This window comes from Mycetocola lacteus (assembly GCF_003667575.1).
GTDB lineage: Bacteria > Actinomycetota > Actinomycetes > Actinomycetales > Microbacteriaceae > Mycetocola > Mycetocola lacteus.
In genome coordinates, this window is the sequence record NZ_RCUY01000002.1 from 486358 (window position 1) to 498254 (window position 11897).

At 67.9% G+C, this 11897-nt stretch carries 10 protein-coding genes; 4 read left to right on the forward strand and 6 right to left on the reverse strand.

Translation table 11 applies throughout. The features are described from left to right. Positions 1 to 15: 15 nt before the first annotated feature. The 3 genes from D9V34_RS04280 (at position 16) to D9V34_RS04290 (ending at position 6048) form a co-directional block, all read left to right on the forward strand. Complete coding sequence (locus D9V34_RS04280; RefSeq protein ID WP_121687646.1) at positions 16 to 2832, forward strand: MMPL family transporter; 2817 nt, start codon at positions 16 to 18, stop codon at positions 2830 to 2832. After that, positions 2829 to 4979 (forward strand): YhgE/Pip domain-containing protein, encoded by a 2151-nt coding sequence (locus D9V34_RS04285; RefSeq protein ID WP_121687647.1) that lies wholly within the window; start codon positions 2829 to 2831, stop codon positions 4977 to 4979. Before D9V34_RS04280 ends, D9V34_RS04285 begins: the two co-directional genes overlap by 4 nt. Before the next feature lie 139 nt (positions 4980 to 5118). After that, on the forward strand, positions 5119 to 6048 hold the full coding sequence (locus D9V34_RS04290) for an AEC family transporter (protein ID WP_030147837.1): 930 nt from the start codon (positions 5119 to 5121) through the stop codon (positions 6046 to 6048). 77 nt (positions 6049 to 6125) lie between these two features. On the opposite strand, the gene D9V34_RS04295 is transcribed toward D9V34_RS04290, so the two are convergent. The 6 genes from D9V34_RS04295 to D9V34_RS04320 all read right to left on the reverse strand — a co-directional run bounded on the left by D9V34_RS04295 (position 6126) and on the right by D9V34_RS04320 (position 11306). Next, complete coding sequence (locus tag D9V34_RS04295; RefSeq protein ID WP_183091841.1) at positions 6126 to 6803, reverse strand: pentapeptide repeat-containing protein; 678 nt, start codon at positions 6801 to 6803, stop codon at positions 6126 to 6128. A gap of 5 nt (positions 6804 to 6808) precedes the next feature. Next, complete coding sequence (locus D9V34_RS04300) at positions 6809 to 7111, reverse strand: chorismate mutase (protein ID WP_121649287.1); 303 nt, start codon at positions 7109 to 7111, stop codon at positions 6809 to 6811. An 84-nt stretch (positions 7112 to 7195) separates the two neighbouring features. Further along, positions 7196 to 8590, reverse strand: coding sequence for an FtsX-like permease family protein (locus D9V34_RS04305; protein WP_245991900.1), 1395 nt, complete (start codon positions 8588 to 8590; stop codon positions 7196 to 7198). After that, positions 8587 to 9381, reverse strand: a complete 795-nt coding sequence (locus D9V34_RS04310) for an ABC transporter ATP-binding protein (RefSeq protein WP_121687649.1) — start codon at positions 9379 to 9381, stop codon at positions 8587 to 8589. The genes D9V34_RS04305 and D9V34_RS04310 overlap by 4 nt, the downstream gene beginning before the upstream one ends. 102 nt (positions 9382 to 9483) lie before the next feature. After that, positions 9484 to 10119 (reverse strand): GNAT family N-acetyltransferase, encoded by a 636-nt coding sequence (locus D9V34_RS04315; RefSeq protein WP_030147832.1) that lies wholly within the window; start codon positions 10117 to 10119, stop codon positions 9484 to 9486. A gap of 71 nt (positions 10120 to 10190) precedes the next feature. Further along, complete coding sequence (locus D9V34_RS04320) at positions 10191 to 11306, reverse strand: lactonase family protein (RefSeq protein ID WP_121687650.1); 1116 nt, start codon at positions 11304 to 11306, stop codon at positions 10191 to 10193. A 201-nt stretch (positions 11307 to 11507) separates the two neighbouring features. Here D9V34_RS04320 and D9V34_RS04325 point away from each other — a divergent pair, with 201 nt between their 5' ends. Then, entirely contained in the window at positions 11508 to 11888 is a 381-nt protein-coding gene (locus D9V34_RS04325) for an Hpt domain-containing protein (protein WP_121687651.1), read from the forward strand. Positions 11889 to 11897 lie beyond the last annotated feature (9 nt).

Sequence of the window (11897 nt, forward strand, 5' to 3'; positions counted from 1 at the left end):
TTCAGGAGTTATTTCGTGTCATCCCTACTCTATTCGCTGGGCCGCTGGGCCTTCGGCGCCCGCAAACTTGTGCTGGGTATCTGGATCGTGATCCTCGCCCTGTTCGGTGCGGGCGCGGGCCTGCTCGGTCAGGGTACCGAGAACAGTTTCAGCATCCCGGGCACCGAATCCCAGGTCGCCCTCGACAGCCTCAAGACCACCTTCCCCCAGATCAGTGGCGCGTCCGGTCAGATCGTGGTGGTCAGCGGCGACAAGCTCAAGGTCGACGATCCGGCCATCAAGAAGAGCGTTGAAGACACCGTCTCGACCCTGGAAAAGATCGACGGCATCGAGGGCGCGGTTTCGCCCTTTGGCGACACGGTCAAGGGCAATATTGCCGATAACGATCGTGCCGCGCTGATCTCGATCCAGTTCTCCGGCACCGCGCTTGAGGTCAAGCCCAAGACCATCGACGGCGTGGAAAACGCGCTGGCCGATCTGAAGAAGGAACTGCCGCAGGGGGCCACCGCGTCCCTCGGTGGCGACGTCTTCAACGCCGAGGTGCCCGCCGTCTCGCTGACCGAGGCCGTGGGTGTGGTGGTTGCGCTGATCGTGTTGCTGTTCACCTTTGGCTCGGTCGTGGCCGCGGGAATGCCGCTGCTCAACGCCCTGATGGGTGTGGGTGTGTCGGCGCTCGCGATCATGTTTGTGACCGTCTTCGGCTCGGTCCCGTCCACGACCCTGATGCTCGCCCTGATGCTGGGCCTGGCGGTGGGCATCGACTACGCCCTGTTCATCCTGGCCAGACATACCGAGCAATTGGCGCGCGGAATGGACCCACGCGAGTCCGCCGCCCGCGCCATCGCGACCGCCGGTTCGGCCGTGGTCTTCGCCGGTCTGACCGTGATGATCGCCCTGGTGGGCCTGTTCGTTGCCGGCATCCCCTTCCTCACCACGATGGGTATCGGCGCCGCCGCATCGGTTCTGGTGGCCGTCCTCATCTCGCTGACCCTGATGCCCGCGATGCTCGGCTTTGCCGGCGAACGCCTGCGCCCCAAGGTGGGCAGCCGCGCCGAACGCCGCGCGCTGAAGAACGCCGCCCGCACCGAGAAGCGTGCTGCCCGCCGCGGAAAGGGTGCGGCCGACGACACGAAGCCCGCCCACGCCGCCCCGGCCCCCGCCGCCGCGCCCGTGCACACCGAGCCCAAGCCCAACCGCTTCTTCCTCGGCTGGGTGCGCGCGGTGACCCGCTTCCCGCTGGTCACCATCATCGTGATCGTGGTGGGTCTCGGTGCCGCCGCCCTGCCCGGTCTACACCTGCGTCTAGCCCTGCCGGATGCCGGATCGCACGCCCCGGGTTCGGAGTCGCGCGAAACCTACGACAGCATCGCCGATAACTTCGGTGCCGGATTCAACGGTCCGCTGATCGTCACCGGAACGATCGTCAAGAGCACCGATCCGCTCAAGCTGATGTCGGACATGGCCGCCGAGATCGAGAAGCTCCCCGGCGTGAAGTCCGTTCCGCTGGCCACCCCCAACGCCTCGGCGGACACCGGAATCATCCAGGTGATCCCGAGCGACGGACCCAACTCGCAGCAGACGCAGGACCTGGTGGCGAAGATCCGCTCGATGCACTATCACTTCCAGGACAAGTACGGCGTCTCGCTCTCGGTCACCGGCTACACGGCCATGGCGATCGACGTCTCGACCATGCTCGGCGGCGCACTGCTACCATTCGGTCTGCTCGTGGTGGGCCTCTCGCTGGTGCTGCTGACGATGGTGTTCCGCTCGATCTGGGTCCCGATCAAGGCGACCCTGGGCTACCTGCTGAGTGTGGGTGTGTCCTTCGGTGTGGTCGCCGCTGTGTTCGAACTGGGCTGGGCTGCAGACCTGTTCAACGTGCATCAAACCGGTCCGGTGATCTCGTTTATGCCCATCCTGCTGATGGGTGTGCTGTTTGGACTCGCGATGGACTACGAGGTCTTCCTGGTAGCCCGAATGCGTGAGGAGTACGTCCACGGGGCCACCGCCAAACAGGCCATCGAACGCGGCTTCACCGGTTCGGCCAAGGTGGTGACCGCCGCCGCGATCATCATGATCGCCGTCTTCGCAGCCTTCATCCCCGAGGGTGATAACAACATCAAGCCGATCGCCCTGGGCCTGGCCGTGGGTGTGGCCGTGGATGCGTTCATCGTCCGCATGATGCTGGTCCCCGCGGTGCTCGCGCTACTCGGTGACCGCGCCTGGAAGATGCCGCGCTGGCTCGATAAGATCCTGCCGTCCTTCGACGTGGAGGGCGAGAGCCTGTCCCACGACATCAAGCTGCGCGAGTGGCCCGAGCCCGGCAACACCGACGCGATCGTGGGGGCGGACCTGCGTCCCGCCGGCGACCGCTTCGCCCCGGTGGGTGTCTCGGTTCGGCCCGGTGATGTGCTCACGGTGTCGGGTCCGGCGTCCGCGGTGTCCCAGACCCTGTTGACGCTGACCGGCCGCCAGGAGGTGACCGAGGGCATCCTCAAGGTCACCGGACGCGTGCTGCCGACCCATGCCGGGGCCGTGCGTCGCCGTGCGGCCTGGGTGGATATCAGCCACACCAGCGAGCGGGCCTTTGAGGCGCTGCTCGCCGAGAACCCGGAGATCCTGGCGATCGACGGCGTGGACCACCTGGATCCGCTGACTCGCACCCGCCTGCGCGACCGGCTCGAGGCCGCTCGCGCCCGGGTGGCCGCAAGCCGGCCGCTCACCCTGATTCTGGGAACCACCGACCCGGCCATCGCGGCCGAGTGCGTCGCCCCCGCGGCGACGGTGGTTTCGATGACCCTCTCGACCGTGAAATCCGAGGTGCTCGTATGAGCTCACTAACCGACCTCCTGCAGCGGCCGGGGCGCACCCCGCGTCGCCGCGTCCTCTCGATCATCGGGCTGGTCCTGGTGCCGCTGGTGATCGCGGGCATCCTGGTGTGGGCGCTGTGGGATCCCTCCAGCCGCCTGCACAACGTCCGCGCCGCGATTGTGAACGAGGACAAGCCGGTCACCGTGAACGGCCAGCTGGTGCCCCTGGGGCGTCAGCTGACCGCGGGCCTGGTGTCCGCACCGGGCAAGACCGAGACCAACTACGACTGGACCATCACCGACGCCGACGACGCCCGCAGCGGACTCGCCTCGGGTGAGTACGTGGCCGTGGTGACGATCCCCAAGGACTTCTCGGCCGCCGCGACCTCGATCTCCGGGGACAAGCCGCGCGAGGCCGTGATCGACGTGACCACGAGCGACGCCGCCAAGCTGGTGGACGGCGCGATCAGCCAGACCGTGGCCAACACCGCCGCCTCACTCAGCGGAAAGCAGCTGACCGAAACCTACCTCGACAACATCTACGTGGGCTTCAACACCCTCGGCGAGCAGATCGGTAAGGCCTCCGACGGGGCCAGCCAGCTCGCCGACGGCGCGGGCAAGCTCAGCGGCGGACTCGGCCAGGTGGGCGAGGGCGTGACCCAGCTCGGATCCGGTGCCGGCGCGCTGGCCGATGGTGCCGGGCAGCTCAACACGGGTGTCGGAGCCCTCGCGTCCGGTGCCGACCAGCTGAGCTCGGGAGCCGGACAGCTCGCCCAGGGAACCGGACCGCTGGCCCAGGGCGCGCAGCAGCTCGCCGGTGGCGCCAGCCAGCTCCACGACGGGCTGAACGCGCTGAGCGGCGGCCTGCAGGGCATCAAGCAGGCCGACGCCCCGCTGCGCGAAGGTTTGACCAAGACCAGCCAGCTAGTGACCGGAAATACCGCGGTCGCCGGGCAGCTCGGTCAGCTTGCCGCCGAGTGCGCAACGAGCGGTGCCAGCCAGGCCTTCTGTGAGCAGCTAGGCGCGACCGTGGGAGGATCCACCGGCGCAATCGCGCGTCTGGCCGGCGCCGAAATCGCCATCAACGGCAGTAACGAGCCGACCTCCAAGACTCCCGGCCTCGTCGCCGGCGTCAACGGACTGCTCGACGGACTGACCAAGCCCGCCGCTCCGAGCCAGCCCTCGGCCCTCGATGGTCTCGCCGCCCTCGCCACCGCCAGCGGCCAGCTCGCCACCGGTGCCGCCGGCCTCGCCGACGGTGCGGGCAAGCTCAACACCGGTGCCGCGGGCCTCGCCCAGGGTGCCGCCGGCCTCGCCGAGGGTACCCACAAGCTGCAGACCGGTTCCTCCGGACTCGCCGACGGTGCCACCAAGCTGAGCACCGGAATCTCGCAGCTCGGCGAGGGCTTCACCCCGCTGACCGAGGGTGCCACCTCGCTTGAGGGCGGTGCAGTGCAGCTCGCCGACGGCCTGAAGACCGCGGTGGACCAGCTGCCCAGCTACTCCAAGCAGCAGCGCGAGAAGCTCTCCAGTGTGGTGGCCGATCCGATCCGCACCGGCGGCAAGGAGAACGCCACCGAGAGCCTCGGCGGCGCACTCGGCGCGCAGGGTGCCCCGTTCTACGCGGTACTCGCGCTGTGGCTCGGAGCGTTGGCGACCTTCCTGGTGCTGCGTCCGCTGCCGATCGGCGCGCACGGCTCCACCCGTCCGTCGCCGCTGCTCGCGCTGCGCGCGTTCTGGCCGGGTGCCCTACTCGGAGCCGGTCAGGGTCTGCTGGTCGCCGCGGTGCTGGCACCCCTGCTCAAGATCGACTTCTGGCCCTGGGCCGGATTCGCCGCGATCGCGATGCTCGCCGGTGTCGCCTTCGCAGCCACCAACCAGGCGCTCGGCGCGCTGCTGGGCGGGGTGGGTAAGTTCATCTCGATGATCGTCGCAATCGTGGTCCTGGCCAGCGGCATCATCGCGACCGCCCCGGCCCTGCTGCAGTCAGCCGTCGGCTGGATGCCGGTCGGACCCGCCAGCGACGCCCTGCGGGCGATCACCGGTGACGGCTCCCCCGCCGGCTCGATCACCGTGCTGGTGCTGTGGACCGTGGGCGCGCTGCTGGTCAGCACGTTCGCCGCGGCACGAGCGCGACGTAAGCCGGAACCGGTAGAGGATCGCATCTAGCTCTCCCCACACAACGCCGGGTGGTACGGATTTCCGTACCACCCGGCGTTGTTATATCGGAGCCCGTTTTGTCTGGCGGATGAACAAACCCCCGCGGCGGCTGCACCATCATGCACGCCCGCCCCGATAGGGTGTGGGGATGGGCGGCGTACTCACGGGATTCGGGATCATTGCGGTCGTCATCCTTGCCGGATACCTCCTGGCTCGCTCAGGTGCCGCCGGTCCGCAGGGGCAGTTTGTTCTCAATCGGGTCGCGTTTTTTGTGGCCACCCCGGCGCTGCTGTTCTACACGCTCGCGCACGCGGAGATCGCCACGATGTTCTCCAGCCGCCTGCCCCTGGCCGCGATGACCGCGTTTGGTGCCGCCGGGCTCTTCCTGCTGCTGGCACCACTCGTGCGGCGCGGAAAAAAGCGCACGGTTCCCGAGCAGGCCCTTGGCGCGCTGTCGGCCTCACTGCTGAACGCCAATAACATCGGGCTTCCGGTGGCCCTCTACGTGTTTGGGGACTACGCCGAGGTGGTCCCGGTCCTGCTGTTCCAGCTGCTGATTCTCAACCCGATCGTGCTGATCGTGCTGGATCTCGGCACCTCGGGCCGGGTGACCCTGCGCGGAATCCTCAGCCAACCGTTCCGCAATCCGATGGTTATCGCCTCGGCCCTGGGTGTGCTCGTCGCGGTCTCCGAAATCCCCGTCCCCGAGGCCGTGTTTGAGCCGTTCCACATCATCGGTGGGGCCGCAATCCCGATGATTCTGATCGCGTTCGGGATGTCCCTGCACGGTTCCAAACCCCTCGCGGCCGGGGAGCATACCGGGGAGATTATCCTGGCGAGCCTGATCAAGGTCGCGGTGATGCCCGCGCTCGCGCTGGGCTTCGGCGTGCTGGTGCTGGGGATCTCCGGTCCCGAACTCACCGCCGCGGTGATGATTTCGGCGCTGCCCACCGCCCAGAACGTCTACAACTTCGCCAGCCGCTACAACGTGGGAATGGTCGCGTCCCGCGACACCGTGCTCCTCACCACGGTGCTCGCGGTTCCGGCGCTCAGCCTCATCGCGGCCCTGATGATGTAGCCGAGCGGCGGTGGCCTGACAATGGCACTACGCGGTGACGGTGAAACCCCAGAGGCGGCGGCGGCCCGGGAAGGGCGCTATGCGGTCAGGCTCACCCCGAGATGCGTGGCCAGCAAGGGCGCGATCCAGGCGAACTGCTCCTCGGTCATCACGCTCCCGGCGAGGGATTCGATCCCGTTGAGCACCCGCGGTTCCAGACCGCGCAGGTCTACGTTGTCCAGGCGCGCACCGGTGATGTCCAGGGTGTGGACCTGGGTCCCGGGGAAGGCCAGCCGGGAGACGGTGGCACCGCCCAGGTCCAGCTCGTCGATGGTGCAGTCGGTGAAAGCCATGTTGGTGATGATCGCCGAACGCAGGTTGAGATAGCCGATCTTGCACCCGATGAAGTGGACGGCTTCCCAGCCCGCATCGTAGGCTTCGGCAGACCCAAAACGGGAGCCCTCGATCCGCACCTCGCGGAACTGCGAGCGCGCGACCTTGAGAACCGGTGCGTTGACCCGTTCGAAGCGGCTATCGATCGCCCGGAATCCGCGCAGGTCCGCGCCATCAAGCTCGACACCCAGAAACTCGCACTCGGTCAGGTCGAGCCCGGCCAGGGGTGCGCCGCTGAGGTCAACATCGACAAAGCGCAGCGAGTCCAGTCGCTCGCCGGCACGGACCTCGGTGTCCAGACCGGATTCCAGGTGGTCCAGCGGGGCCGGATCAAATTCGGGGGCGCGCAGGACGCCGGATTTCGAGGGGGAAGACTTCGCCACGGAGTCTAGGCCTCGCGTGCTTCGGCGAGGGTCACGTGGTGCTGAATCACCTCGGCCACAACGAAGTTGAACCACTTCTCGGCGAAGGCCGGATCCAGCTGGGCGTCCTCGGCGAGGGCACGCAGCCGGGCAACCTGACGCTTCTCGCGGTCGGGATCGGAGGCGGGCATCTGGTGTTCGGCCTTGAGCTCCCCCACCGCCTGGGTGCATCGGAAGCGTTCGGCGAGCATGTGAATCAACGCGGAGTCGATGTTGTCGATGCTGCTACGCAGACGGTTCAGCTGTTCCTGAGGGGTCAATTCGGCCATGCATATAATCTAATGCCCCGGGCAGACAATCGCGTCCGCCCGGGGTATGAGTTTGCCGAGACTCGGCGTGAGCGTGCCCCGGCTCTAGGCCCGCTCGGGATGTGCGAGCACCGCCTTCTGGATCGGCCGGGTGGCCCGCAATGCCAGCCAGACCAGGGCGAGACCGATCACGATGCTCCCCAGCACCACACCGATCGTGCTGGGGCTGATCAGCAGTGCCATGCCGGTGAGCGGAAACACCACCACACCGCCGATAATCGCCGCGGTGATGGATACCACCATGACCGGGGCAATCGCCTGCCGAGACCGGGCCGACTCGATCATCTCGCGGGGCATCCCCAGGCGATCCAGGCTCACGGTGATGTCGCGACGGTCCATGACCAGCGCCGCCTGGTTGACTCCGACCGAGACGGCGACCATCAGGAAGGACCCGATCAGCACCACCACGATGCCGGTAAAGATATCCATCGGCAGGGTTTCAAACCCGTCGGCCCCGTTAGTCCCGTCGTCAATCGCCAGCACCAGGCCGATCCCGCTTCCGGCGACCACGGCCACAAATGAGGTCATCGCCACGCCACCGACCTGACGCCAGATGGCACCGGGGTTGTCGAGGATCGCACGGGCGGTGATCAGCTGCGGGACGCTCTTGGCTCGGCGCAGCTGGAGTTTTGCCCACACCGAGAGCAGCCACGGCCCGACCAGGCCAAGCACGGCCAGGCCCACCGCGACGGCACCACCGATGGCCAGGGCGATCCCCACCTCGACGTTCAATGCCCCCAGGCTCTGCAGCACCATCGAGATGGCGATCAGGGCTGCCAGCGCGATCAGCGGACGGATCCAGTGTGGCTGCGGCTTGCGCTGCCGGGTGCGTACACCCAGCGGTGAGATCACGACCCGGCGCAGTCCGATGACCGAGCTGATCGCGGCCAACAGGGTCACCCCAAAAACGATCAGCGCCATCGGTCCGGGCCCGATCCACAGCTCCTCGGCACCGATGGGGTGTCCGCGGAAGGAGATCAGCCCCACCAGCGGGCTGGTGGCCAGCGCAACGAGCACCCCACCGAGTGCACCGAGCAGGGCGATGACCGTGGATTCCAGCACGGTAACCCGGGTGACATCCGCGCCGGTTGCGCCGATCAGCCGGAGCGAGGCCAGCCGGTCATCGCGACGTCGGGCGGAGAGACGGGCCGCCGCGGCACCGAGCCCCAGCAGGGGGACGATCAGCAGGGACAGCGCGAGCGCGCTGAGAACCCGGTAGACGATTGCCTCGTCCCCGGTGATTCGCCAAAACATTGCGGTGCCGCCGGCCACGATCACCAGCAGCGCGCTGGTCACGCCGAAGGCCACGGCGGGCAGGACCAGGGCCGCCGGGCTCTGGGTTCCGGGCCGTGCCAGCATCCAGGTGAGGCGCAGGATCGGCACCCGTCGATGTGCACGAGTGGGCAGCGGTGCGGGGAAGGTGGTCTGAGTCGTGGTCATCGGGTTTCTCCCGCCGGACGATCCCAGCCCTCGCCAATAAAGGCCGGAGCCGGCTGTGCCGGGGCGGCGGCTTCGCCCGGGTGGCCCGGGTTGGCGTGCACGCGGCCATCCCGAATGTGGATGATGCGGTCGCAGCGCGCCGCCACCTCGCGGTCGTGGGTCACCACCACCAGGGTGTGGCCCTGGCCCACGGTGGAGTGCAGCAGCGCGTCCATGACGTCGGCGGAGGTCTGCGAGTCCAGAGCACCGGTGGGCTCGTCGGCGAAGATGATCGAAGCTCCGGTGACCTGGGCGCGGGCGATCGCGACGCGCTGAGCCTGACCACCGGAGAGCTCGCCGATGCGGCGATCTCCGAGTCCGGGCAGGCCCAGGGCGTCCAGCCAGCGCCGGGCGTGGGTTTCACTCTCGGCTCGCGGATATCCCGCCAGCATCATCGGGAGCGCGACGTTTTCGGTCGCGGTGAGCTCGGGGACCAGTAGTCCCTGCTGAAACACAAAACCGAAGGATTCTCGGCGCAGCTTGGAGCGTTCGCGGTCGGTGAGGGCGCTGACCTCGATTGGACCGACCGGCCCGTTGAAGGTGACCCGGCCACCATCGGGCACGATGATCCCGGCGAGGGTGTGCAGCAGGGTGGTTTTTCCCGAGCCGGAGGCGCCCATGATGGCGACGGACTCTCCGGCCGAAAGCGCGAGGTCAACGCCGGCGAGGGCGCGGGTTTTCCCGCCGTATACCTTAACCAGGTTTGCGGCGCTGAGCACTGTGTGCGTGGGCACGGAGTAGAAATTGTTCATGTTTCCATCCTCCGCGCAACCCCGGAGCGGGGCATCGACCGGGCGAGGGAACCCCGTCATCCGGCAGAGGTATCCACCCCGATGCTTGCGGATGGTGCGGGTCTAGGCGGCGCGCAGGTCTACTGGTCGGGTCCAGCGTGCCAGCCGGGTTTCCAGTCCGTGCCGCACATCGGGCCACTCATCCACGATCACCGAGTAGATCGCCGTGGTCCGCCAGGTGCCGTCGGCGCGACGCTGGTCACGGCGCAGCAGGCCCTCGAACTTGGCACCGAGCTTGAGGATCGCCGCCCGCGAGTGATCGTTGAGCGCATCGGCCTGGATGCGGACGCGGCCGAATCCGCTGGAAAAGGCCAGGTTCAGCAGCAGGAGCTTGGCCTCGGCGTTGACCGCGGTGCCCCAGACGGCCGGGTCATAGGCGGTCCAGCCGATGTGGGCGGCCTCCCGGGGCAGGTCGAAGTCTCCGAGGGTGGTGGTACCCACCACGGTTCCGTCGGCGTCGCCACCGACCAGGCGCACGGTGTACACGTTCTTGCGGGTACGGCTGTAGTAGCGCGAGGCAAACTTTTTGAATCCGGCCAGGTCCTTGGGCAGCGCCGCCAGTCCGCCACCGTAACCGTCGGCAAATACCTGAGGTCGGCCGATGGCCTTCCACAGATCCGGCAGGTCCTCGTCGGTCATCACGTCGAGGCGGATGAAGCGGCCGATGAGCGGTTCGGGTGCGGGGATCCGTGCTGTCATCTCACGATTGTAGGACACAACAGCCCCTCGCCGACACTGTGTCGGCATCGTTTAGCGTTCTCCGGCCGGATTTATGCGGGTGTCGCCGAGGGGTCGGCCAGCACACACGTGGGTGCACCGACGTCGGCGTGTCCCACCGGACGTCCGGGAACCCCGCGCGCATCCAGGCGCAGCGTGGTGATCTGGTGCGAGTGTTCGTGGGCCACGTGCAGCAGATCGCCGGCGAGTAGGTGGTGACGCGGCCAGCGGCCTCCGCTCTCGGTGTCGGCAATGGGGCGCACGGTCTGGCCGTTGCCCGACACCTCGAGGGTCGAGATGCGATCGCTCCCGCGGATGCCCGCATAGAGGCGGTCGCCCGCGGAGTTCTGCGAGAGTTCGGCCGCGGCGTCCTGCTCCTCGGCACCGTCGGCGGTCGCCGAAACCGCGGCCACCACGCGCCAGTTCCCGGCGTCGGCCGGGGCGATGGTGAAGATCTCAATGCTGCGCTCGGTCACCACGTGCACGTGCCCGCTGGGGTGGGCGATCAGGTGCCGCGGGCCCACACCGAGCGGCAGCGCCAGCGTGCGATCCAGGGCGAGCCCGCTGCCCGTACGCTTCCAGAAGCGCAGCGCATCATGCCCCAGGTCGGTGGAGAGAATGCGCCCGTCGGCGAGCTCGACGCTCGCGTGGGCGTGCGAGGGGCGGGCCGGCGCGGCCTCGGCCACGTGGGAGGCGAGGGTCAGGTCGGTGAACGAGCTGGGGCCGGGGCCGCCGGTCAGCTCACCATCGGTAAACGGGTTGCGGTGCGGATCGATCGAGGCCACCGGGTCGGCGGCGTCGGCGAGGATCGCGCCGTCGGCCCCCAGTGGGTAGGCCAGGACCCGGCCGTCCCCGTAACCGGTGGCAATCAGCAGTGCGCCGTCGGCGGTCACCGTGAGGTGGCATACCGAGTCGGCCGAGGCACGAGCCGGACCGAAGCGCACGGCCCGCTCACCGGCGTGGTAGGCCTGCACCCGACCGGAGAACTCCAGGGCCGCATAAAACACCGGCAGGGTGGGGTGCGCGGCGAGGAAGGAGGGGGAATCGGCGGCGGTTTCGGCCCCGGGAACCAGCGATCCATCGGATCGGGATCCCAGCGCGGTAATCCCCGCACCGGGGGCATTGGAGTCCTTCGTATAGGAGCCGGACCAGAAGCGTGCGCCGCTCATCGTGCTACCCGCGCGGACGTCAAAACCGTGAACTCTCGCTGTTCCATGTCCACATGCTACCGGACGCGGATGTCATCCATTTTTCCAGAACCTGCGGCAGTCTTGAGGTTGGTGAGCGCTCAATCTTGAGTCGGACCCGTAATTATGGGGAAGAGTAGGAAAGACCCCCAGTTCCGGGGGCGTATCACCAGAAGGAGCGTCATGTGCGTTGACTCCACAGACCATCCGCTCCTCGAACACGCGGAGATCGAGCGGCTGAGCGCCGCACTAAACGGCGACCTCGCCGCGACCCGCGCCTTCCTGCACTCATTTTGTGAGCGCTGGCCCGAGCGAATCGCGGCCCTTGAGCAGAGCATTCTGCACTCGGATGTGCTGCATGCCCGCGACAGCGTGCTGAGCATTCGTACCTCGAGCGCGATGGTGGGGGCCAAGCGGCTCACCGTGATCGCCGCCGGGATCGAGTGCACGCTGAGCGAAGGGCACCCCGACCGGGTCGAGGAAAACCTTCGCGCACTGCGGGTGAGCGGGATCGAAACCATCGAGGCGCTGCGCGCGTACCTCAGCGAGCAGTCGCCCGCCTAGCGAGAGCGA

Bases quoted from the DNA above. Each gene is read 5' to 3' on its own strand.
- D9V34_RS04310 (WP_121687649.1), bottom strand. From the start codon at position 9,381: ATGAACAATTTCTACTCCGTGCCCACGCACACAGTGCTCAGCGCCGCA.
- D9V34_RS04285 (WP_121687647.1), top strand. From the start codon at position 2,829: ATGAGCTCACTAACCGACCTCCTGCAGCGGCCGGGGCGCACCCCGCGT.
- D9V34_RS04290 (WP_030147837.1), top strand. From the start codon at position 5,119: ATGGGCGGCGTACTCACGGGATTCGGGATCATTGCGGTCGTCATCCTT.
- D9V34_RS04315 (WP_030147832.1), bottom strand. From the start codon at position 10,119: ATGACAGCACGGATCCCCGCACCCGAACCGCTCATCGGCCGCTTCATC.
- D9V34_RS04305 (WP_245991900.1), bottom strand. From the start codon at position 8,590: ATGACCACGACTCAGACCACCTTCCCCGCACCGCTGCCCACTCGTGCA.
- D9V34_RS04300 (WP_121649287.1), bottom strand. From the start codon at position 7,111: ATGGCCGAATTGACCCCTCAGGAACAGCTGAACCGTCTGCGTAGCAGC.
- D9V34_RS04320 (WP_121687650.1), bottom strand. From the start codon at position 11,306: ATGAGCGGCGCACGCTTCTGGTCCGGCTCCTATACGAAGGACTCCAAT.
- D9V34_RS04325 (WP_121687651.1), top strand. From the start codon at position 11,508: ATGTGCGTTGACTCCACAGACCATCCGCTCCTCGAACACGCGGAGATC.